The sequence below is a fragment of the Citrobacter sp. ABFQG genome (genome assembly GCF_004322975.1).
Lineage (GTDB): Bacteria > Pseudomonadota > Gammaproteobacteria > Enterobacterales > Enterobacteriaceae > Citrobacter > Citrobacter freundii.
The window spans coordinates 4,566,912-4,588,123 of sequence record NZ_CP036435.1 but is presented as its reverse complement, the minus strand read 5'-3'; the positions used below and the strand labels follow the sequence as shown (position 1 = coordinate 4,588,123).

The 21,212-nt window shown below is 53.1% G+C and carries 21 protein-coding genes; 18 read left to right on the top strand and 3 right to left on the bottom strand.

Going from position 1 to position 21,212, the window contains the following annotated elements; translation table 11 throughout:
• The first annotated feature begins 201 nt into the window (after positions 1 to 201).
• On the top strand, positions 202 to 1,839 hold the full coding sequence (gene pyrG, locus WN16_RS22510) for a CTP synthase (glutamine hydrolyzing) (RefSeq protein ID WP_003034127.1): 1,638 nt from the start codon (positions 202 to 204) through the stop codon (positions 1,837 to 1,839).
• An 87-nt stretch (positions 1,840 to 1,926) separates the two neighbouring features.
• Positions 1,927 to 3,225 (top strand): phosphopyruvate hydratase, encoded by a 1,299-nt coding sequence (eno, locus tag WN16_RS22505; RefSeq protein WP_003034129.1) that lies wholly within the window; start codon positions 1,927 to 1,929, stop codon positions 3,223 to 3,225.
• A gap of 55 nt (positions 3,226 to 3,280) precedes the next feature.
• Here eno and WN16_RS22500 read toward each other — a convergent pair whose 3' ends face one another.
• Complete coding sequence (locus tag WN16_RS22500) at positions 3,281 to 4,105, bottom strand: MurR/RpiR family transcriptional regulator (RefSeq protein WP_044699736.1); 825 nt, start codon at positions 4,103 to 4,105, stop codon at positions 3,281 to 3,283.
• Between the two features lie 165 nt (positions 4,106 to 4,270).
• Here WN16_RS22500 and WN16_RS22495 point away from each other — a divergent pair, with 165 nt between their 5' ends.
• From WN16_RS22495 to queE, 3 genes are all read left to right on the top strand, one after another.
• The gene (locus WN16_RS22495; RefSeq protein ID WP_044699796.1) at positions 4,271 to 5,827 is read left to right on the top strand and encodes a maltose/glucose-specific PTS transporter subunit IIC; all 1,557 of its coding nucleotides are present in this window, start codon (positions 4,271 to 4,273) and stop codon (positions 5,825 to 5,827) included.
• Positions 5,827 to 6,516, top strand: a complete 690-nt coding sequence (locus WN16_RS22490) for an N-acetylmannosamine-6-phosphate 2-epimerase (RefSeq protein WP_003846548.1) — start codon at positions 5,827 to 5,829, stop codon at positions 6,514 to 6,516. Before WN16_RS22495 ends, WN16_RS22490 begins: the two co-directional genes overlap by 1 nt.
• A 71-nt stretch (positions 6,517 to 6,587) precedes the next feature.
• Positions 6,588 to 7,259 (top strand): 7-carboxy-7-deazaguanine synthase QueE, encoded by a 672-nt coding sequence (gene queE / locus WN16_RS22485; protein WP_003034139.1) that lies wholly within the window; start codon positions 6,588 to 6,590, stop codon positions 7,257 to 7,259.
• Positions 7,260 to 7,350: 91 nt separating this feature from the next.
• Here the strand turns inward: queE and queD are convergent, their stop codons facing one another.
• Positions 7,351 to 7,713 carry a 6-carboxytetrahydropterin synthase QueD gene (gene queD, locus WN16_RS22480; protein WP_003034142.1) on the bottom strand — a complete coding sequence of 121 codons (363 nt, stop codon included), beginning with the start codon at positions 7,711 to 7,713 and terminating at the stop codon, positions 7,351 to 7,353.
• A gap of 305 nt (positions 7,714 to 8,018) precedes the next feature.
• On the opposite strand from queD, the gene cysJ reads away from it, so the two are divergent.
• The 3 genes from cysJ to cysH all read left to right on the top strand — a co-directional run bounded on the left by cysJ (position 8,019) and on the right by cysH (position 12,348).
• Positions 8,019 to 9,818, top strand: a complete 1,800-nt coding sequence (gene cysJ, locus WN16_RS22475) for an NADPH-dependent assimilatory sulfite reductase flavoprotein subunit (RefSeq protein WP_044699734.1) — start codon at positions 8,019 to 8,021, stop codon at positions 9,816 to 9,818.
• The gene (cysI, locus tag WN16_RS22470) at positions 9,818 to 11,530 is read left to right on the top strand and encodes an assimilatory sulfite reductase (NADPH) hemoprotein subunit (RefSeq protein WP_003034148.1); all 1,713 of its coding nucleotides are present in this window, start codon (positions 9,818 to 9,820) and stop codon (positions 11,528 to 11,530) included. Before cysJ ends, cysI begins: the two co-directional genes overlap by 1 nt.
• An 83-nt stretch (positions 11,531 to 11,613) precedes the next feature.
• Entirely contained in the window at positions 11,614 to 12,348 is a 735-nt protein-coding gene (cysH, locus tag WN16_RS22460; protein ID WP_032938355.1) for a phosphoadenosine phosphosulfate reductase, read from the top strand.
• Positions 12,349 to 12,392: 44 nt separating this feature from the next.
• On the opposite strand, the gene WN16_RS22455 is transcribed toward cysH, so the two are convergent.
• The gene (locus tag WN16_RS22455) at positions 12,393 to 13,436 is read right to left on the bottom strand and encodes an aminopeptidase (RefSeq protein WP_032938348.1); all 1,044 of its coding nucleotides are present in this window, start codon (positions 13,434 to 13,436) and stop codon (positions 12,393 to 12,395) included.
• A gap of 254 nt (positions 13,437 to 13,690) precedes the next feature.
• Between WN16_RS22455 and cysD the strand changes: the two genes are divergently transcribed.
• From cysD to WN16_RS22405, 10 genes are all read left to right on the top strand, one after another.
• Positions 13,691 to 14,599, top strand: coding sequence for a sulfate adenylyltransferase subunit CysD (gene cysD / locus WN16_RS22450; protein ID WP_003034152.1), 909 nt, complete (start codon positions 13,691 to 13,693; stop codon positions 14,597 to 14,599).
• Between the two features lie 9 nt (positions 14,600 to 14,608).
• The gene (cysN, locus tag WN16_RS22445; RefSeq protein ID WP_003840331.1) at positions 14,609 to 16,036 is read left to right on the top strand and encodes a sulfate adenylyltransferase subunit CysN; all 1,428 of its coding nucleotides are present in this window, start codon (positions 14,609 to 14,611) and stop codon (positions 16,034 to 16,036) included.
• Positions 16,036 to 16,641, top strand: coding sequence for an adenylyl-sulfate kinase (cysC, locus tag WN16_RS22440; protein WP_003034157.1), 606 nt, complete (start codon positions 16,036 to 16,038; stop codon positions 16,639 to 16,641). The genes cysN and cysC overlap by 1 nt, the downstream gene beginning before the upstream one ends.
• 47 nt (positions 16,642 to 16,688) lie before the next feature.
• A complete protein-coding gene (locus WN16_RS22435; protein ID WP_003034160.1) occupies positions 16,689 to 17,012 on the top strand; it encodes a DUF3561 family protein in 324 nt (107 codons plus the stop codon).
• Positions 17,013 to 17,227: 215 nt separating this feature from the next.
• Positions 17,228 to 17,539, top strand: coding sequence for a cell division protein FtsB (ftsB, locus tag WN16_RS22430; RefSeq protein ID WP_003034163.1), 312 nt, complete (start codon positions 17,228 to 17,230; stop codon positions 17,537 to 17,539).
• Between the two features lie 18 nt (positions 17,540 to 17,557).
• On the top strand, positions 17,558 to 18,253 hold the full coding sequence (gene ispD, locus WN16_RS22425) for a 2-C-methyl-D-erythritol 4-phosphate cytidylyltransferase (RefSeq protein WP_003840328.1): 696 nt from the start codon (positions 17,558 to 17,560) through the stop codon (positions 18,251 to 18,253).
• A 55-nt stretch (positions 18,254 to 18,308) separates the two neighbouring features.
• Positions 18,309 to 18,788 (top strand): 2-C-methyl-D-erythritol 2,4-cyclodiphosphate synthase, encoded by a 480-nt coding sequence (ispF, locus tag WN16_RS22420; RefSeq protein WP_003034167.1) that lies wholly within the window; start codon positions 18,309 to 18,311, stop codon positions 18,786 to 18,788.
• Positions 18,785 to 19,834, top strand: a complete 1,050-nt coding sequence (gene truD / locus WN16_RS22415; RefSeq protein ID WP_003840327.1) for a tRNA pseudouridine(13) synthase TruD — start codon at positions 18,785 to 18,787, stop codon at positions 19,832 to 19,834. Before ispF ends, truD begins: the two co-directional genes overlap by 4 nt.
• Positions 19,815 to 20,576, top strand: a complete 762-nt coding sequence (gene surE / locus WN16_RS22410; RefSeq protein WP_044699730.1) for a 5'/3'-nucleotidase SurE — start codon at positions 19,815 to 19,817, stop codon at positions 20,574 to 20,576. Before truD ends, surE begins: the two co-directional genes overlap by 20 nt.
• Positions 20,570 to 21,196, top strand: coding sequence for a protein-L-isoaspartate(D-aspartate) O-methyltransferase (locus WN16_RS22405; RefSeq protein ID WP_003034172.1), 627 nt, complete (start codon positions 20,570 to 20,572; stop codon positions 21,194 to 21,196). Before surE ends, WN16_RS22405 begins: the two co-directional genes overlap by 7 nt.
• Positions 21,197 to 21,212: the final 16 nt, after the last annotated feature.

The window sequence follows — 21,212 nt, the reverse complement described above, 5'->3', positions numbered from 1 at the left end:
TTTGTGTGATTTTTTAAATAACAAGCGCTTGATTTACGTCAAAAACATTTACCCCAAAGGGGCTATTTTCTCACTCCCGATGTTAATGTGAGCCTGGTGAAGAGGAGGAATAATGAAAGTTTGTGGCGCTCGTCATGTTCGGGTATACTACTTTCCCGTCTTGATAATTCCATCGTTTCACCCTAACTTCTCAGGTCCAGCATGACAACGAACTATATTTTTGTGACCGGCGGGGTCGTATCCTCTCTGGGAAAAGGCATTGCCGCAGCCTCCCTGGCAGCCATTCTTGAAGCCCGTGGCCTCAATGTAACCATGATGAAACTGGATCCGTACATCAACGTCGATCCAGGTACTATGAGCCCAATCCAACACGGGGAAGTGTTCGTTACCGAAGACGGCGCTGAAACCGACCTGGACCTGGGTCACTATGAGCGCTTCATTCGTACCAAAATGAGCCGCCGCAACAACTTCACTACGGGTCGTATCTACTCCGACGTTCTGCGTAAAGAACGCCGTGGCGACTACCTGGGCGCGACCGTTCAGGTTATCCCGCACATCACGAATGCCATTAAAGAGCGTGTTCTGGAAGGCGGTGAAGGTCATGATGTTGTTCTGGTTGAAATCGGCGGAACCGTTGGGGATATCGAATCTCTGCCGTTCCTTGAAGCGATTCGCCAGATGGCCGTAGAAATTGGTCGCGAGCACACGCTGTTTATGCATCTGACGCTGGTTCCGTACATGGCAGCGGCAGGTGAAGTCAAAACTAAACCGACTCAGCACTCTGTAAAAGAGCTGCTTTCTATCGGTATTCAGCCAGATATCCTGATTTGCCGCTCCGATCGCGCAGTTCCGGCTAATGAACGTGCAAAAATTGCATTGTTCTGTAACGTTCCGGAAAAAGCGGTGATTTCTCTGAAAGATGTCGATTCCATCTATAAAATCCCGGGCCTGTTGAAATCTCAGGGCCTTGACGATTATATTTGTAAACGATTCAGCTTGAACTGTCCGGAAGCTAATCTGTCAGAATGGGAACAGGTTATCTACGAAGAAGCGAATCCGGCAGGCGAAGTGACTATCGGTATGGTCGGCAAGTACATTGAACTGCCGGATGCCTATAAATCAGTTATCGAAGCGCTGAAGCATGGCGGTCTGAAGAATCGTGTCACCGTCAATATCAAGCTGATCGATTCACAAGATGTCGAAACGCGTGGCGTTGAGATCCTGAAAGGTCTTGATGCAATCCTGATCCCTGGCGGCTTCGGCTACCGTGGTGTTGAAGGTAAAATCGCGACGGCGCGCTTTGCGCGTGAGAACAATATTCCTTATCTGGGCATTTGCCTGGGTATGCAGGTTGCGTTGATTGAGTTTGCACGTAACGTAGTGGGTATGGACAACGCCAACTCCACGGAATTTGTGCCAGACTGTAAGTACCCGGTGGTGGCCCTGATTACCGAATGGCGCGATGAAGACGGCAACGTCGAAGTCCGTACCGAGAAGAGCGATCTGGGCGGCACTATGCGTCTTGGTGCGCAGCAGTGTCAGTTGAGCGACGATAGCCTGGTTCGTCAACTGTACGGCGCGCCGACAATTGTTGAACGCCACCGCCACCGTTACGAAGTCAACAATATGCTGTTGAAACAGATTGAAGCTGCGGGTCTGCGTATTGCAGGCCGTTCCGGTGATGATCAGTTGGTCGAGATCATTGAGGTACCGAATCATCCGTGGTTCGTGGCCTGTCAGTTCCACCCGGAATTTACTTCCACGCCACGTGATGGGCACCCGCTGTTTGCCGGCTTTGTGAAAGCCGCCAGTGAACATCAGAAGCGTCAGGCGAAGTAAGAAGTAAATAAGTTAGAACGGCAATGCACCCATCAGGGTGCATTGTTTGTCTGGAGTTTTAGTTTAACTTGTACTGAGGAAAATCTAATGTCCAAAATCGTTAAAATCATCGGTCGTGAAATCATCGACTCCCGTGGTAACCCGACTGTTGAAGCCGAAGTACACCTGGAAGGTGGTTTCGTTGGTATGGCAGCAGCTCCGTCAGGTGCTTCTACTGGTTCCCGCGAAGCACTGGAACTGCGCGATGGCGACAAATCCCGTTTCATGGGTAAAGGCGTACTGAAAGCTGTTGCAGCTGTTAACGGCCCAATTGCTCAGGCTCTGCTGGGTAAAGATGCTAAAGATCAGGCTGGCATCGACAAGATCATGATCGATCTGGACGGTACTGAAAACAAATCCAACTTCGGTGCAAACGCCATCCTGGCTGTGTCCCTGGCGAACGCCAAAGCAGCAGCTGCTGCTAAAGGCCTGCCGCTGTATGCACACATCGCTGAACTGAACGGTACTCCGGGTAAATACTCCATGCCGGTTCCGATGATGAACATCATCAACGGTGGTGAGCACGCTGACAACAACGTCGACATCCAGGAATTCATGATTCAGCCGGTTGGCGCTAAGACTCTGAAAGAAGCCGTTCGTATGGGTTCTGAAGTGTTCCACAACCTGGCTAAAGTTCTGAAAGCTAAAGGTATGAACACTGCAGTTGGTGACGAAGGCGGCTACGCGCCGAACCTGGGTTCCAACGCTGAAGCTCTGGCTGTAATCGCTGAAGCGGTTAAAGCAGCTGGCTACGAGCTGGGCAAAGACATCACTCTGGCGATGGACTGTGCAGCTTCTGAATTCTACAAAGACGGTAAATACGTCCTGGCTGGCGAAGGCAACAAAGCATTCACCTCCGAAGAATTCACTCACTTCCTGGAAGAACTGACCAAACAGTACCCGATCGTGTCCATCGAAGATGGTCTGGACGAGTCTGACTGGGACGGTTTCGCATACCAGACTAAAGTACTGGGCGACAAAATCCAGCTGGTTGGTGACGATCTGTTCGTAACCAACACCAAGATCCTGAAAGAAGGCATCGAAAAAGGCATCGTTAACTCCATCCTGATCAAATTCAACCAGATCGGTTCTCTGACCGAAACTCTGGCTGCGATCAAAATGGCGAAAGATGCTGGCTACACCGCTGTCATCTCTCACCGTTCTGGCGAAACTGAAGATGCTACCATCGCTGACCTGGCTGTTGGTACCGCTGCAGGCCAGATCAAAACTGGTTCTATGAGCCGTTCTGACCGCGTTGCTAAGTACAACCAGCTGATTCGTATCGAAGAAGCTCTGGGTGAACAAGCACCGTACAACGGTCGTAAAGAGATCAAAGGTCAGGCGTAATCCTGTTCTTTAACTCTTAACGTAAAAACCCGCTGCGGCGGGTTTTTTTATGCTTTTAAAGCAGTAGAGGAAGTGTTGCGCTGGCGGTTTGCTGGCTCACATCACTATACTTTTCATCCAGCGCAATCAGCGACGTGGTGAGAAGTTCTACCAACAGCATCACACCCACCTTGGCGTTTAGCGCACCAGCACTCAACGGACCTTCTGGTTTGGCTGCGACCAGTTGAATATCGCTCAGCGAAGCCAGCGGACTGCGCGGCGTATTACTCAGCGCCAGTACGCGCACGCCTTGCTTACGCGCCAGTTTCACGACATGCAGCAGATCGCGCGTGGAGCCTGAACTGGAGATCGCTACCACGAGCGTATTTTTGCTAAGCGTAGTGGCATTCATGGCTGCGCGGTGCATGTCGCTGAACAGTTGCGCGGGTTTGCCGAGGCGCAGGAGTTTGTAATGTAAATACTCCCCCAGAATAGCGCTGGCCGCTACGCCATAAATCTGTACCGACTGAGCCTGATGTAGCGCCAGAGCGGCGGATTCCAGTAATGTCCTGTCGAGTAACTTTGCTGTGTCCTGCAGCGCTTGCACGGATTCATTGACCACATTGTCAATTTCATCCCCGCTGTGCTCTACCGGCAGCCCTTGCTGGAGATCGAGTGCCAGCGCCATTTTGAATTCGTTATAACCCTTACACCCAAGCGTGCGGCACAGACGTGTGACGCTCGCCTCGCTGGTGTCGCTTTCACGCGCCAGTTCGGTAATCGTCAGGTAGACAACTTTTGCCGGATCACTAAGCACAAACTCTCCCAGCTTCTGCTGTGTTCGGCTATATCCGTCAACGCCCTGGCGCAATCTCAGCAGCAGGTTTTCATTTTCTGACATGCAAAATCCTTAATGCGTTTCTCTGCTGATAGTGTGGCGGAAAGCAGGGGAGAGATGCCAGTCATTTTAAAAAAGTATGATCGGCTTCCTGGTTTTTGATGATAATTTTCATTTATAAAAGTAAATATGGTAAAAATTTTCATCATTAATCGGGGAGATGAAAAAATGATGCAAATGTTTAGCGGCGCCTCATCGGGCGCTTGGTTTGAAAAGGCACAGCGGTTCGGCAAATCGTTCATGCTGCCGATTGCGGTACTGCCCGCTGCGGGGCTGTTGCTAGGGATTGGCGGTGCGCTGTCGAATCCAAACACATTGACGGCGTATCCGTTTTTGGACGTTGACTGGTTACAGGCAATCTTCACGATCATGACCAGCGCAGGTTCTATTGTGTTTGCCAACCTGTCGGTGCTTTTTGCGGTGGGTGTGGCAGTAGGATTGGCGAAAACGGACAAAGGCACCGCCGGGCTTGCTGCATTGCTGGCATTTCTGGTGATGAACGCCACCATCAACGCTTTATTGACACTCAACGGAACGCTGGCGCACGAGAATCCCGGTGCCGTAGGCCAGGGGATGACGCTGGGTATTCAGACGCTGGAAACAGGCGTATTTGGTGGGGTGGTGATTGGACTTGTCACCTGCGCGCTGCATAGCCGTTTCAATAAAGTCTCGCTGCCTCAGTTCCTTGGTTTCTTCAGCGGTTCGCGCTTTGTGCCGATTATTAGCTCCCTTGCCGCGATTGTAGTGGGTGCGGTCATGACGGTGGTTTGGCCGCATTTCCAGAAACTCATTTTTGGACTGGGTGGTCTGGTGGATGCGACCGGTTATCTGGGTACGCTGTTGTACGGCTTCATCCTGCGTATGCTTGGCCCACTGGGGTTACACCATATCTTTTATTTACCGTTCTGGACCACAGCGCTTGGCGGGAGTGAAATCGTCAACGGCCAGTTGGTTGAAGGCACGCAGCGTATTTTCTTCGCGCAACTTGCCGATCCGAATACGCAGCAGTTCTATGCGGGCACCTCGCGCTTTATGTCCGGGCGCTTTATCACCATGATGTTTGGCCTGCTTGGCGCATGTCTTGCGATGTACCATACTGCCAAACCAGAGAACAGAAAGCTTGTCGCCGGACTGCTGTTGTCTGCGGCCCTGACCTCTTTCCTGACGGGGATCACTGAGCCTATCGAGTTCTCCTTCCTGTTTGTCGCACCTGTGTTATACGTCATTCACGCCTTCTTCGATGGTCTGGCGTTTATGATGGCGCATATTTTACATATCACCATCGGGCAAACCTTTTCGGGTGGGCTTATCGATTTCCTCCTCTTCGGTGTGCTACAGGGGGAAGCTAAAACCAACTGGATGTACGTCCCTATGGTGGGGATCCCGTGGTTCTTCATTTACTACTTCACCTTCCGCTATTTGATTAACCGCTTTAACTGGTTGACGCCTGGTCGTGAAAACGCAGCACCGACTGAATCCGGCCTGCCGCAAAGTGAGCGTGCTGCGGCCGTGATTGCCGGACTGGGAGGTAAAGAGAATCTGGAAGAGGTGGACTGTTGCGCCACACGTCTGCGCGTGACGGTAAAAGAGAGTAGCAAGGTCGATGAAGTGGCGCTGAAAGCGACCGGAGCGCGTGGCGTAATTATTCGCGGCAACGGGGTTCAGGTGATTTATGGCCCGCATGTCACCATCATCAAAAACGAAGTCGAAGAGATCTTATCGTAATGAAAACTGTACTGGATTCCCTGAAAGGTAAATTAATCGTCTCCTGCCAGGCGCTGGAAAATGAGCCCCTGCACAGTCCGTTTATTATGTCGCGTATGGCACTGGCGGCAGCGCAGGGTGGTGCGGTAGGTATTCGTGCGAACAGCGTGGTGGATATTCGCGCGATCAAAGAGAGCGTCTCCCTGCCGGTGATTGGGATTATCAAGCGTGATTATCCGGGTAGCGATGTGTTTATCACGGCCACGCTCCAGGAAGTGGATGAGCTAATGACCGTTGAGCCGGAGATTATTGCTCTGGATGCGACAGCGCGCCCGCGCCCAGGTGGACAAACGCTGGAAGAATTAGTTATGCAAATCCGCGCTCGCTACCCGTCTGTGCTGCTGATGGCGGATATCGCCACCATAGACGAGGCGGTGACAGCTGAGCGTCTGGGTTTTGACTGCGTGGGCACCACGCTCTACGGCTATACCGCTGACACTGCCGGGCATGTGCTGGCGGAAAACGACTGCGGTTTTTTACGTGAGGTATTGGCGGCGGTCAGCGTACCTGTCGTGGCAGAAGGAAACGTCGATACTCCGGAACGTGCCGCACGATGCCTGGAATTAGGTGCCCATACCGTGGTGGTTGGTGGCGCAATCACGCGTCCGCAGCAGATAACGGCACGCTTTGTCGCGGCGATCGCCTCGTAAAGCATCGATGGGGCATGATACTTTGGCGGGGATCTGCGATAATTATCGTTTATCCCCATATTGAGAGCGCTATGCAGTACCCGATTAACGAGATGTTCCAGACCCTGCAAGGTGAGGGTTACTTTACCGGCGTCCCCGCCATTTTTATTCGTTTACAGGGATGCCCGGTTGGCTGTGCCTGGTGCGATACCAAACACACCTGGGATAAGCTTGAGGATCGGGAAGTCTCCCTGTACAGCATCCTGGCCAAGACCAAAGAAAGCGACAAATGGGGGGCGGCGAGCAGTGAGGATCTGCTGGCAGTCATTTCGCGTCAGGGGTATACCGCCCGTCACGTGGTGATCACCGGCGGCGAGCCCTGCATTCATGACCTGATGCCGCTGACTGACCTGCTGGAAAAGAACGGCTTTAGCTGCCAGATTGAAACCAGTGGTACCCACGAAGTACGCTGTACGCCGAATACCTGGGTGACCGTATCGCCGAAGGTAAATATGCGTGGCGGTTATGATGTGCTGTCGCAGGCGCTGGAGCGCGCGAATGAAATCAAACATCCGGTTGGTCGCGTTCGCGATATTGAAGCGCTGGATGAACTGCTGGCGACGTTGAGCGACGACAAACCACGAATCATCGCCTTACAGCCAATCAGCCAGAAAGAAGATGCGACGCGTTTGTGTATTGATACCTGTATTGCGCGAAACTGGCGTCTGTCGATGCAAACCCATAAATATCTGAATATTGCCTGATAACTGTGCCGGGAGCGTTTCGCTTACCCGGCCAGAGTTTGTTGCTTGTTGCAGGCCGGATAAGACGCATTGCCATCCGGCAAGCCTACAATCACTCGCCGCGGTACACGCAGCCTGCTGTGCAGGTTTCTTTCACCATTACAGCACTTAGCAGAGGGACCACAGGTTTAATCTGATCCCAAATCCATTTGGCCAGCACTTCACTGGTTGGATTTTCTAAGCCAGGAATATCGTTCAAATAGTAGTGATCGAGTCTGTCGTAAGTCGGCTTAAACGCGGCTTTTAACTCAGCAAAATCCATGATCCAACCGGTATGCGGATCGACTTCACCGGTAATTTCAAGACGCACCATAAATGAGTGACCATGCAGGCGGCCACACTTATGCCCTTCCGGTACGTGCGGCAGGCGGTGAGCGGCTTCGAAGGTGAAATCTTTAAACAAGGTGGTGGACATTATTTACTCTCAAGAATGCGAAAAACCGCCGTAGGGTACCGTAAAGCACAATTTTTATCATTAGTTAAAAGGGCGCTAAGCATCAGAACGTCATATTTACGCTGTTAATGTTTGATAACTATTTATATATCATATGGTTATTAAATCGTTTTTGTCGTTAATGACTATAACTAAAACAGGTTAGTCCATTTGGTTATTTGTTATTTCTATCCCTTCTTTAATTGTTACTATCCCCGCCGTTAACCTTATCTTCAGTTTGGGTTTTATTGCTGAAATCCGCTTTGCTTACTGGAACATGACAACGCATGACGACACAGGCCCCACCTTCCGCTCTGCTACCGCTAAACCCGGAGCAACTGGCACGCCTTCAGGCAGCCACGACCGATTTCACTCCCGCACAGCTTGCGTGGGTTTCTGGCTATTTTTGGGGCGCGCTGAATCAGCAGCCTGGTAGCAATGCAGCGGCGCTTGCGCCTGTCGCTGAAATGCCAGGCATTACGCTTATCTCCGCCTCGCAAACCGGTAATGCGCGTCGTGTGGCGGAAGCCCTGCGCGATGATCTGATCGCCGCGAAGCTCAACGTCACTCTGATCAACGCTGGCGACTATAAATTCAAACAAATCGCCAATGAAAAACTGCTGATCGTGGTGGCGTCGACGCAAGGGGAAGGTGAACCGGCGGAAGAAGCCGTGGCGTTGCATAAATTCCTGTTCTCGAAAAAAGCGCCAAAGCTCGATAACACCGCTTTTGCCGTGTTTGGCCTTGGCGACACCTCCTATGAGTTTTTCTGTCAGTCAGGAAAAGACTTCGATGCGAAACTGGCCGAGCTGGGCGGTGAACGTCTGCTCGACCGCGTCGATGCCGACGTGGAATACCAGGCCGCCGCCGCGCAGTGGCGCGCGCGTCTGGTCGAGGTACTGAAAGCCCGCGCGCCGGCGGCGCCATCGGTGCAGGCCGTGGCGGGCGGCGCGGTGAACGAGATTCACTCCAGCCCCTATACCAAAGAAGCGCCGCTGACAGCATCCTTGTCGGTAAACCAGAAAATTACCGGCCGTAATTCGGAAAAAGATGTCCGCCATATCGAAATCGACCTTGGCGATTCCGGTCTGCGCTATCAGCCGGGCGACGCGCTGGGCGTGTGGTATCAGAACGACCCGGCGCTGGTCAAAGAGCTGGTTGAACTGCTGTGGCTGAAAGGTGATGAACCGGTGACGGTTGAAGGCAAAACATTGTCGCTCGCTGAAGCGTTGCAGTGGCATTTCGAGCTGACGGTGAATACCGGCAATATCGTGGAGAACTATGCCACCTTAACCCGCAGCGAAACATTGCTGCCGTTAGTGGGTGACAAAGCACAGTTGCAGCATTATGCCGCCACCACGCCCATCGTCGATATGGTGCGCTTTTCCCCGGCGCAATTGGATGCTCAGGCGTTAGTTGATCTTCTGCGTCCGTTGACGCCGCGTTTGTACTCCATTGCCTCTTCTCAGGCGGAAGTGGAAAGCGAAGTGCACGTCACCGTGGGCGTGGTGCGTTATGAGATAGAAGGTCGCGCCCGTGCTGGTGGTGCTTCCAGTTTCCTCGCCGACCGCGTGGAAGAAGAAGGTGAAGTTCGCGTGTTCATTGAACACAACGACAATTTCCGCCTGCCGTCAAACCCGCAGACGCCGGTAATTATGATTGGCCCGGGTACGGGAATTGCACCGTTCCGTGCCTTCATGCAGCAGCGTGCGGCTGATGGAGCCGAAGGCAAAAACTGGCTGTTTTTCGGTAACCCGCACTTTACCGAAGATTTCCTGTATCAGGTGGAATGGCAGCGTTACGTCAAAGAGGGCGTACTGAGCCGTATCGATCTCGCCTGGTCCCGCGATCAAAAAGAAAAAGTCTACGTACAAGATAAACTGCGCCAACAGGGCGCGGAACTGTGGCGCTGGATTAACGACGGTGCCCACATTTATGTCTGCGGCGATGCCAATCGTATGGCGAAAGACGTTGAGCAGGCGTTGTTGGAAGTGATTGCCGAATTCGGTGGTATGGATATCGAAGCGGCGGATGAATTTTTAAGTGAGCTGCGCATTGAGCGCCGTTATCAGCGAGATGTCTACTAATGAGCGAAAAACATCCAGGACCATTGGTGGTCGAAGGCAAACTGTCCGACGCTGAGCGTATGAAGCTGGAAAGCAACTATCTGCGCGGTACCATTGCCGAAGATTTAAACGACGGCCTGACCGGCGGGTTTAAAGGCGACAACTTCCTGCTGATCCGTTTTCACGGTATGTACCAGCAGGACGACCGCGATATTCGCGCCGAACGTGCCGAGCAAAAGCTGGAGCCGCGTCACGCGATGCTGCTGCGCTGTCGTCTGCCGGGTGGAGTGATCACCACCAAACAGTGGCAGGCGATCGACAAGTTCGCCCATGACAACACTATTTACGGCAGCATTCGTCTGACCAACCGTCAGACCTTCCAGTTTCACGGTATTCTGAAGAAGAACGTTAAACCGGTACATCAGATGCTGCACTCCGTCGGCCTGGACGCACTGGCGACCGCCAACGATATGAACCGTAACGTGCTGTGCACCTCCAACCCGTATGAATCTGAGCTGCACGCCGAAGCCTACGAGTGGGCGAAAAAGATCTCCGAACATCTGCTGCCGCGCACCCGCGCCTATGCAGAGATCTGGCTTGATCAGGAAAAAGTTGCGACCACCGACGAGGAGCCGATCCTCGGTCAAACCTATCTGCCGCGTAAGTTTAAAACCACGGTGGTGATCCCACCGCAGAACGACATCGATCTGCATGCCAACGACATGAACTTCGTGGCGATTGCGGAAAACGGCAAGCTGGTGGGCTTTAACCTGCTGGTGGGCGGCGGTTTGTCCATTGAGCATGGCAATAAGAAAACTTACGCCCGGACGGCAAGCGAATTTGGTTATCTGCCGCTTGAGCATACACTGGCCGTGGCGGAAGCGGTGGTGACGACTCAGCGTGACTGGGGTAACCGTACCGATCGTAAAAACGCCAAAACCAAATACACGCTGGAACGCGTAGGCGTTGAGACCTTTAAAGCTGAAGTTGAGCGCCGCGCGGGGATCAAGTTTGAGCCCATCCGCCCGTACGAGTTCACCGGTCGCGGCGATCGTATCGGCTGGGTGAAAGGGATCGACAATAAATGGCATCTGACGCTGTTTATTGAAAACGGCCGTATCCTGGATTATCCGGGCCGTCCGTTGAAAACCGGTCTGCTTGAGATCGCGAAGATCCACAAAGGTGAGTTCCGTATTACCGCGAACCAGAACCTGATCATTGCAGGTGTTCCTGAGAGTGAAAAGGCGAAGATCGAGAAGATTGCGCAGAAGAGTGGCTTAATGAATGCGGTCACTCCGCAGCGTGAAAACTCGATGGCCTGCGTGTCGTTCCCAACCTGCCCGCTGGCGATGGCTGAGGCCGAGCGCTTCCTGCCAACGTTTATCGACAACATCGACACGCTGATGGCGAAGCACAGCCTGAGTGATGAAAATATTGTCATGCGTGTGACTGGCTGCCCGAACGGTTGCGGCCGCGCGATGCTGGCGGAAGTTGGTCTGGTGGGGAAAGCGCCCGGACGTTACAACCTCCATTTAGGGGGCAACCGTATTGGAACTCGCATTCCCCGGATGTTTAAAGAGAACATCACCGAGCCGGAAATTCTGGCATCGCTGGATGAACTGATTGGGCGCTGGGCGAAAGAGCGCGAAGCGGGTGAAGGCTTCGGTGACTTTACGGTGCGTGCGGGCATTATTCGCCCGGTGCTCGATCCTGCCCGGGATTTCTGGGAATAATGTGAAATTGACTTATCGGGTCTGCTGAATCGGCAGACCTGATAAGCGCAGCGCCATCAGGCAAGGCAAACAGTGAGGAACTTATGTCCAAACTCGATCTCAACGCGTTGAACGAACTGCCGAAAGTTGAACGCGTTATGGCGTTGGCGCAAACCAACGACCAATTGGAAAAATTGAGCGCCGAGGATCGCGTGGCGTGGGCGCTGGAAAACCTGCCTGGCGAATATGTACTGTCATCAAGTTTTGGTATTCAGGCGGCAGTGAGCCTGCACCTGGTAAATCAGGTTCGCCCGGATATCCCAGTGATCCTCACCGATACCGGTTATCTGTTCCCGGAAACCTACCAGTTTATTGACGAGTTAACGGACAAGCTCAAGCTTAATCTGCAAGTCTACCGGGCGAAGGAAAGTGCGGCCTGGCAGGAAGCGCGCTATGGCAAACTGTGGGAGCAGGGCGTTGAGGGCATTGAAAAATACAATGACATCAACAAAGTCGAACCGATGAACCGGGCATTGCTGGAGCTGAACGCGCAGACCTGGTTTGCCGGTCTGCGCCGTGAGCAATCGGGCAGTCGTGCGCATTTACCGGTGCTGGCTATTCAGCGTGGTGTGTTTAAAGTTCTGCCGATCATCGACTGGGACAACCGTACGGTTTACCAGTATCTGCAAAAGCATGGTCTGAAGTACCATCCACTGTGGGATCAGGGCTATCTGTCAGTCGGCGATACCCATACCACCCGCAAATGGGAGCCGGGAATGGCGGAAGAAGAGACGCGGTTTTTTGGGCTGAAAAGAGAGTGCGGGCTGCACGAAGGCTAACTGTTAAAAGCCCGGTAACGTTTACTTATTACCGGGCTTCTTCTTCAGGATTTACCTGCTTTCGCCAGTTCTTTTACCAGCGGCAGCATAATGCGTACTACGTCGCGGCTACGGCGCTCTATCCGGCCCGGTAAGGCTTTATCGATATGCTGCTGGTTATCCAGTCGCACATCATGCCAGCTGTTGCCAGACGGGAACGAGGCGCTTTTGGCGCGCTGTTGGTAGCCATCTTTCTTGCCCAGGTTCCAGTTGGTCGCTTCAACGGAGAGCACAGCAATACCCGCGTCGTCGAAGACCTCCGCATCGTTACAACATCCTGTTCCCTTCGGATAGTCTTTGTTCAGGCCTGGATTGGTGCTGGCTACAATGCCGCGACTATGCGCGATAGCCAGTGCCCGGTCGCGCGTCAGTTTTCGCACCGCTTCCGGGGTTTTCTTACCGCTGTTGAAATAGAGCTTATCACCGACAATCAGGTTATCGAGGTTGATAACCAGCAGCGTGTTTTTCTTCTCGGCGGCGCTCATTCGCTTCAGGATGTTCTCCGCGCCCAGTTTGCCTTCTTCCTCGCCGCTGGTGGCGATAAATCGGATGCCGTACTGCGTCGGCACGTCTTTGAGTTTTTCCGCCAGTTCCAGCATCACGCCAACACCTGCAGCGTTGTCGTCGATCCCTTGCAGGGTTAATCCACCCAGATTGGCATCTGAATCGGCATCGCTTTGTGCGGCGTAGGTGTCGAGGTGCGCCATAATAATAATCTGCTGCGGCGCTTTGCCTTCATGTGCTGCAATAACGGTGCTTCCCGTTACGTTATGCCAGTTTTTACGGTTATCTTTGGCGGTATAAACATAACGGCTATTAAACGTCCGAATATCACTGCTGTAGCCCATCTGCTGAAATTGCTGACGTATATAATCAGCAGATAACATTTCAGCCGGAGATCCCGTCACGCGGCCCGGGAAAAACGTTGCGATATATCGAGCCTGGGTATTTGCGATATCGCCAGGTTTGGAGGATGTTGCCTGTGCAGGAAGGATAAAACACGCGCCGAGCGCCATGGCAGCAATAAGGTGGCGCGTTGCGGAAAACATAATGAGTCCTTAAATACCAAGCAGAAATTTTCAGCCGCTAGTATGAAACTGTGATCGAGGTAAAACAATTTCATTTGCTCCTAAATGCCCGAAATCCGGTAGCTTAAGCACTTTTTGATATTTGCTTTTCCGGATCGTTATTCCTTTGAGGAACTACTCATTCCAATTCGTAATTTCATTCGCCCTCTTGCCCTCCCTATAGTCAGGTTATCTGAGCATCGTTAGCAAAATAACGGCATTACATAGGAACGGTTATGGATCAAAAACGACTTACCCACCTGCGGCAACTGGAAGCGGAAAGCATCCATATCATTCGTGAGGTGGCCGCCGAGTTTTCTAATCCGGTGATGATGTATTCCATCGGCAAAGATTCCAGCGTAATGCTGCATCTGGCGCGTAAAGCGTTTTATCCAGGCACGCTGCCGTTCCCATTACTGCACGTTGATACCGGCTGGAAATTCAGCGAAATGTACGAGTTTCGTGACCGTACGGCGAAAGCCTACGGCTGCGAACTGCTGGTGCATAAAAACCCGGAAGGGGTGGCGATGGGCATCAACCCGTTCGTCCACGGCAGCGCCAAGCATACCGACATTATGAAAACCGAAGGGCTGAAGCAGGCGCTCAATAAATACGGTTTTGATGCCGCGTTTGGCGGTGCTCGTCGTGACGAAGAGAAATCACGTGCCAAAGAGCGTATTTACTCTTTCCGCGATCGTTTTCATCGCTGGGATCCTAAAAATCAGCGCCCGGAGCTGTGGCACAACTACAACGGACAAATTAACAAAGGCGAAAGTATTCGCGTCTTCCCGCTCTCCAACTGGACCGAACAGGATATCTGGCAGTACATCTGGCTGGAAAATATCGACATCGTGCCACTGTACCTGGCGGCGGAGCGTCCGGTGCTTGAACGCGATGGCATGTTGATGATGATTGATGACGACAGAATCGATCTGCAACCCGGGGAAGTGATTAAAAAACGCATGGTACGTTTCCGTACGCTCGGTTGCTGGCCACTGACAGGCGCGGTGGAGTCGAATGCGCAGACGCTGCCGGAAATTATCGAAGAAATGCTGGTCTCAACCACCAGTGAACGTCAGGGCCGCGTGATTGACCGCGACCAGGCGGGCTCCATGGAGCTGAAGAAACGTCAGGGGTATTTCTAAGGAGCCGCCATGAATACGACACTTGCACAACAAATTGCTAATGAAGGCGGCGTTGAAGCCTGGATGGTTGCCCAGCAACACAAAAGTCTGCTGCGCTTTTTAACCTGCGGTAGCGTGGATGACGGGAAAAGCACCCTGATTGGTCGCTTGCTGCATGACACGCGTCAGATTTATGAAGACCAGCTTTCATCGCTGCACAATGACAGTAAACGTCACGGCACTCAGGGCGAAAAGCTTGATCTGGCGTTATTGGTTGACGGCTTGCAGGCCGAGCGCGAGCAGGGCATCACCATCGACGTGGCTTACCGTTATTTCTCTACCGAGAAGCGCAAATTTATTATTGCGGACACTCCCGGGCATGAACAGTACACCCGTAACATGGCGACCGGTGCGTCGACCTGCGACCTGGCGATCCTATTGATCGATGCGCGTAAAGGTGTGCTGGATCAGACTCGTCGTCACAGCTTTATCTCCACGCTGCTTGGGATCAAACACCTGGTGGTGGCGATCAACAAAATGGATCTGGTGGACTTTAGCGAAGAGACATTTAATCGCATTCGCGAAGACTATCTTACTTTTGCTGAACAACTTCCGGGCAACCTGGATATCCGGTTTGTGCCGCTCTCTGCGCTGGAAGGCGATAACGTGGCTTCGCAAAGCGCCAGTATGCCGTGGTACAGCGGTCCGACGCTGCTGGAAGTGCTGGAAACCGTTGAGATCCAGCGCAGTATTGATACTCAGCCGATGCGCTTCCCGGTGCAGTATGTGAACCGACCGAATCTGGATTTTCGTGGTTATGCCGGAACGCTGGCCTCCGGTAGCGTGAAGGTCGGGCAGCGCGTCAAAGTGCTGCCGTCCGGCGTTGAGTCCAGCGTAGCGCGGATCGTGACCTTTGATGGCGATTTACAGGAAGCGCATGCAGGTGAAGCGATCACCCTGGTGCTGAAAGATGAGATCGATATCAGCCGGGGCGACCTGTTACTTGATGCCGGTGAGGCGTTGCCGGCGGTTCAAAGCGCTGCCATTGATGTGGTTTGGATGGCGGAACAACCGCTGTCGCCTGGACAAAGCTACGACATCAAAGTCGCAGGCAAGAAGACCCGCGCACGCGTTGATAGCGTGCAATATCAGGTCGATATAAACAACCTGACCCAACGTGACGTTGAAGCGCTACCGCTGAACGGCATCGGTCTGGTTAATCTGACCTTTGATGAGCCGCTGGTGCTGGATACCTATCAGCAGAACCCGGTGACGGGCGGGCTGATAATTATTGACCGCCTGACCAACGTTACCGTTGGCGCGGGACTGGTGCGTGAGCCACTTGTTCAGGAGCACGCCGCGGCTTCTCAGTTCAGCGCGTTTGAGCTGGAGCTTAATGCACTGGTGCGTCGCCACTTCCCACACTGGGGTGCGCGCGATCTGCTGGGAGGAAAATAATGGCGCTGCATGACGAAAACGTCGTCTGGCATGCCCATCCTGTTACACCGCAACAGCGGGAACAACGCCACGGTCATCGTGGTGTTGTACTGTGGTTTACCGGGTTGTCTGGTTCCGGTAAATCCACGGTAGCAGGGGCGCTTGAAGAAGCGTTGCATAAGCTGGGGGTGAGTACTTATCTCTTGGATGGCGATAACGTGCGTCACGGCTTGTGCAGCGATCTTGGATTTAGTGATGCCGATCGTAAGGAGAATATTCGCCGGGTTGGTGAAGTGGCTAACCTGATGGTGGATGCGGGGCTTGTGGTGTTGACCGCCTTTATCTCACCGCATCGCGCTGAGCGCAAAATGGTTCGTGAGCGAGTTGGCGAAGGGCGTTTTATTGAAGTTTTTGTCGATACGCCATTAGCAACGTGTGAAGCACGCGATCCAAAAGGGCTGTATAAAAAAGCGCGGGCGGGTGAGTTACGCAATTTCACCGGAATTGATTCGGTATACGAAGCGCCTGAATCGCCAGAGATTCATCTTGATGGTGAACAATTGGTAACAAATTTGGTACCCCAATTATTAGACCTGCTGAGGCAGGAAGATATTATCAGATCCTGAGACACCCGAGCTCACATGCCCGGTCAGTCACGGTCACAGGATTAGATATGCGTAACAGCCATAACATTACTATTACAGAGTCAGATACCTTCGCCGCCGACGACGAAACCACCTGGTCACTACCGGGGGCCGTGGTCGGTTTTATCGCGTGGTTGTTGGCGCTGGGATTCCCGTGTCTGATGTATGGCCCTAATACACTGTTTTTCTTCATTTATACCTGGCCCTTTTTCCTCGCATTGCTGCCCGTGGCGATTGTCGCGGGTATTGCCTTGCACTCGCTATTGAAGGGGAGGTTGCTGCTGAGCATTACCTGTACCCTGCTGGTGGTTGGGGCGATGTTTGGCGCACTATTTTTATGGTTATTGGGTTAGGCAAACGCCTTTTTTTAACAATCGCCGACGTTGTTCACTCTCTGGTCATAATTCAAACCGTAACCAACAATGAGATTATGTTCTCCTTACACGGGGTATACGTAACAACGGGCAAATGTGGTACATTTGCCCGCGTTGTCGCGGCATTCCCGACCGTTGATGTAAAGTTGTCTGCGGAAGTTATGGGATATTAATGCCGTTTTTCAGGGGGCAGGATGGGTAAACTAACGCTGCTGTTGCTGGCTTTATTAGTCTGGCTGCAGTATTCGCTGTGGTTCGGTAAGAACGGCATACATGACTATAGTCGCGTCAACGATGATGTTGCTGCGCAGCAAGCTACAAACGCGAAACTTAAAGCGCGTAACGATCAGCTCTTTGCCGAAATTGACGATCTCAATGGCGGACAAGAGGCTATTGAGGAGCGTGCGCGCAACGAACTCAGTATGACTAAGCCGGGCGAAACCTTTTATCGTCTGGTGCCTGACGCGTCTAAACGCGCTCAGACTGCAGGGCAAAACAATCGATAAACCGTCCAGGGATTTAACATGGCAGCCACTTTATTGGACGTTTGCGCCGTGGTGCCGGCTGCCGGGTTTGGCCGCCGAATGCAAACAGAGTGTCCTAAGCAGTACCTCTCTATTGGCAATAAAACCATTCTTGAACACTCGGTTGATGCGCTGCTGGCTCATCCCCGGGTGACGCGAGTCGTCATCGCTATCAGCCCAGGCGACAGTCGCTTTGCCCAACTTCCACTTGCTGCGCACCCGCAAATTACGGTGGTGGATGGCGGCAACGAGCGTGCCGATTCTGTCCTTGCCGGTTTGCAAGCCGCAGGGGAGGCCCGTTGGGTGCTGGTGCATGACGCCGCGCGTCCGTGCCTGCACCAGGATGATTTGGCCCGTTTGCTGGCAATCAGCGAGTCCAGCCGTACCGGCGGGATCCTTGCCGCACCGGTACGCGACACAATGAAACGCGCGGAGCCGGGGCGAACAGACATCGCCCATACGGTCGATCGCACCGATTTATGGCATGCGTTGACGCCGCAGTTTTTCCCGCGCGAGTTATTGCACGATTGCCTGACACGTGCACTCAACGAAGGTGCAACTATTACAGACGAAGCTTCGGCGCTGGAATATTGCGGCTTTCATCCGCAGCTGGTCGAAGGACGTGCTGACAACATCAAAGTCACCCGCCCGGAAGATCTGGCGCTGGCGGAATTTTATCTGACCCGAACTATCTAGATACATCATACTTCAGGCTGCCTGGAGGACGCTGTGTATATCAGGAGAAGGCATAATGCGAATTGGACACGGTTTCGACGTACACGCTTTTGGAGGAGTTGGCCCAATTATCATTGGTGGTGTGCGCATCCCGTATGAAAAAGGATTGCTGGCGCATTCTGATGGTGACGTGGCGTTGCACGCGTTAACCGATGCTCTGCTGGGCGCGGCTGCGCTGGGGGATATCGGTAAGCTATTCCCGGACACCGACCCGGCCTTTAAAGGTGCAGATAGTCGTGAATTATTGCGTGAAGCCTGGCGGCGTATTCAAGCCAAAGGCTATACGCTTGGTAATGTGGATGTGACAATTATTGCTCAGGCGCCGAAGATGCTGCCGCACATTCCACAAATGCGTGTGTTTATTGCCGAAGACCTCGGCTGCCATATGGATGATGTTAACGTGAAAGCGACCACCACGGAAAAACTCGGTTTTACCGGGCGTGGGGAAGGGATTGCCTGTGAAGCGGTGGCGTTACTCATTAAGGCAACGAAATGACTGCGTTTGAAGATCTGACGTATCTCCATGGCAAACCACAAGGCCATGGCGTTCTGAAAGCGAATCCGGAAGACTTTGTCGTCGTCGAAGATTTAGGCTTCGAACCCGATGGCGAAGGCGAGCACATTTTGGTGCGTATCCTGAAAAACGGTTGTAACACCCGTTTTGTGGCTGACGCGCTGGCGAAATTCCTGAAAATTCATGCCCGCGAAGTGAGCTTTGCTGGCCAGAAAGACAAGCATGCGGTCACGGAACAGTGGCTGTGTGCGCGTGTGCCGGGCAATGCGATGCCTGATTTAAGCAAATTTGAGCTTGAAGGCTGTAAAGTGCTGGAGTACGCGCGCCACAAGCGTAAGCTGCGTTTAGGGGCGCTGAAAGGCAACGAATTTACGCTGGTGTTGCGTGAAGTGAGCGAGCGAAATGATGTTGAAGCGCGTTTGCAGGCAATTAACGAGCGCGGCGTACCGAACTATTTTGGCGCTCAGCGTTTTGGTATCGGCGGCAGCAACCTGCAAGGGGCGCTGCGCTGGGCGCAAAGCGATGCGCCGGTGCGCGATCGCAATAAACGCAGTTTTTGGTTGTCGGCGGCCCGTAGCGCGTTGTTTAATCAGATAGTCAGTGAACGCCTGAAAAAAACAGACTTTAATCAAGTTGTTGACGGCGATGCGTTACAATTATCGGGGCGCGGAAGCTGGTTTGTCGCCACACAGGAAGAACAAACTGAATTACAGCGTCGCGTCGATGAGAAAGAGTTGATGATTACAGCGGCATTGCCGGGCAGCGGTGAGTGGGGAACTCAACGCGACGCGCTGGCGTTTGAAGAAGCCGCTGTTGCTGATGAAACCGCGCTGCAGTCTCTGTTATTGCGCGAGAAAGTCGACGCGTCGCGTCGCGCTATGTTGCTGTATCCACAACAATTAAGCTGGAACTGGTGGGATGACGTAACCGTTGAGTTACGTTTCTGGCTACCGGCAGGTAGCTTCGCCACCAGTGTTGTAAGGGAACTTATTAACACAATGGGTGATTATGCGTATATTGCTGAGTAACGATGATGGGGTTCACGCACCCGGTATACAAACGCTGGCGAATGCGCTGCGTGAGTTTGCTGACGTACAGGTGGTTGCCCCGGATCGTAACCGCAGTGGCGCGTCCAACTCGCTGACGCTGGAATCCTCACTTCGCACGTTCACCTATGATAACGGTGATATCGCCGTACAAATGGGTACACCTACCGATTGCGTCTATCTGGGCGTTAACGCATTAATGCGTCCGCGTCCGGACATTGTCGTGTCTGGTATTAACGCAGGTCCTAATCTCGGCGATGATGTTATCTATTCCGGTACCGTTGCGGCAGCGATGGAAGGTCGTCATCTGGGCTTCCCTGCGCTGGCTGTCTCACTTGATGGGCATAAACACTACGATACTGCTGCCGCAGTAACCTGCCGTATCTTACGGGCGCTGAGTCGTGAACCGCTGCGCACCGGGCGCATTTTGAATATCAACGTGCCGGATTTACCGCTGGATCAGATTAAAGGTATCCGCGTCACCCGCTGCGGTAGTCGCCATCCTGCAGATCAGGTGATACCACAGCAGGACCCGCGCGGTAATACGCTGTACTGGATCGGGCCACCGGGCGAAAAGTGCGACGCCGGACCGGATACTGATTTTGCCGCCGTCGATGAAGGCTATGTTTCCATCACGCCGCTGCATGTCGATTTAACCGCATACGGCGCGCATGAAGTTGTTTCTGACTGGTTAGACAGCGTGGGAGCCGACACGCAATGGTAAGCAGACGCGTACACACTCTTCTTGAACAATTACGTGCGCAGGGCATCAGAGATGAGCTTGTTCTCGATGCACTTGCCGCCGTGCCGCGTGAAAAATTCATTGATGAGGCGTTTGAACATAAGGCCTGGGACAATATTGCCCTGCCGATTGGTCAGGGGCAGACGATTTCGCAGCCCTATATGGTTGCACGGATGACCGAGCTGCTGGAGTTAACGCCACAGTCCCGGGTGCTGGAAATTGGTACCGGCTCTGGCTACCAAACGGCGATTCTGGCGCACCTGGTGCACCATGTGTGCTCTGTTGAGCGCATTAAAGGTTTGCAGTGGCAGGCGCGTCGTCGACTTAAACAGCTTGATTTACATAATGTTTCTACCCGTCATGGTGATGGATGGCAAGGCTGGCAAGCGCGAGCCCCGTTTGACGCTATCATTGTTACGGCAGCGCCGCCTGAGATCCCAACCGCATTGATGATGCAGTTGGATGAAGGCGGCATTCTCGTCTTACCCGTGGGTGACGAGCACCAGTTTCTGAAACGGGTGCGTCGTCGGGGAGGCGAATTTATTATCGATACCGTGGAGGCCGTACGCTTCGTTCCCTTAGTAAAAGGGGAGCTTGCGTAGATACAGGCTCAGAATA

Bases quoted from the DNA above. Each gene is read 5' to 3' on its own strand.
- pyrG (WP_003034127.1), top strand. From the start codon at position 202: ATGACAACGAACTATATTTTTGTGACCGGCGGGGTCGTATCCTCTCTG.
- eno (WP_003034129.1), top strand. From the start codon at position 1,927: ATGTCCAAAATCGTTAAAATCATCGGTCGTGAAATCATCGACTCCCGT.
- WN16_RS22500 (WP_044699736.1), bottom strand. From the start codon at position 4,105: ATGTCAGAAAATGAAAACCTGCTGCTGAGATTGCGCCAGGGCGTTGAC.
- WN16_RS22495 (WP_044699796.1), top strand. From the start codon at position 4,271: ATGATGCAAATGTTTAGCGGCGCCTCATCGGGCGCTTGGTTTGAAAAG.
- WN16_RS22490 (WP_003846548.1), top strand. From the start codon at position 5,827: ATGAAAACTGTACTGGATTCCCTGAAAGGTAAATTAATCGTCTCCTGC.
- queE (WP_003034139.1), top strand. From the start codon at position 6,588: ATGCAGTACCCGATTAACGAGATGTTCCAGACCCTGCAAGGTGAGGGT.
- queD (WP_003034142.1), bottom strand. From the start codon at position 7,713: ATGTCCACCACCTTGTTTAAAGATTTCACCTTCGAAGCCGCTCACCGC.
- cysJ (WP_044699734.1), top strand. From the start codon at position 8,019: ATGACGACACAGGCCCCACCTTCCGCTCTGCTACCGCTAAACCCGGAG.
- cysI (WP_003034148.1), top strand. From the start codon at position 9,818: ATGAGCGAAAAACATCCAGGACCATTGGTGGTCGAAGGCAAACTGTCC.
- cysH (WP_032938355.1), top strand. From the start codon at position 11,614: ATGTCCAAACTCGATCTCAACGCGTTGAACGAACTGCCGAAAGTTGAA.
- WN16_RS22455 (WP_032938348.1), bottom strand. From the start codon at position 13,436: ATGTTTTCCGCAACGCGCCACCTTATTGCTGCCATGGCGCTCGGCGCG.
- cysD (WP_003034152.1), top strand. From the start codon at position 13,691: ATGGATCAAAAACGACTTACCCACCTGCGGCAACTGGAAGCGGAAAGC.
- cysN (WP_003840331.1), top strand. From the start codon at position 14,609: ATGAATACGACACTTGCACAACAAATTGCTAATGAAGGCGGCGTTGAA.
- cysC (WP_003034157.1), top strand. From the start codon at position 16,036: ATGGCGCTGCATGACGAAAACGTCGTCTGGCATGCCCATCCTGTTACA.
- WN16_RS22435 (WP_003034160.1), top strand. From the start codon at position 16,689: ATGCGTAACAGCCATAACATTACTATTACAGAGTCAGATACCTTCGCC.
- ftsB (WP_003034163.1), top strand. From the start codon at position 17,228: ATGGGTAAACTAACGCTGCTGTTGCTGGCTTTATTAGTCTGGCTGCAG.
- ispD (WP_003840328.1), top strand. From the start codon at position 17,558: ATGGCAGCCACTTTATTGGACGTTTGCGCCGTGGTGCCGGCTGCCGGG.
- ispF (WP_003034167.1), top strand. From the start codon at position 18,309: ATGCGAATTGGACACGGTTTCGACGTACACGCTTTTGGAGGAGTTGGC.
- truD (WP_003840327.1), top strand. From the start codon at position 18,785: ATGACTGCGTTTGAAGATCTGACGTATCTCCATGGCAAACCACAAGGC.
- surE (WP_044699730.1), top strand. From the start codon at position 19,815: ATGCGTATATTGCTGAGTAACGATGATGGGGTTCACGCACCCGGTATA.
- WN16_RS22405 (WP_003034172.1), top strand. From the start codon at position 20,570: ATGGTAAGCAGACGCGTACACACTCTTCTTGAACAATTACGTGCGCAG.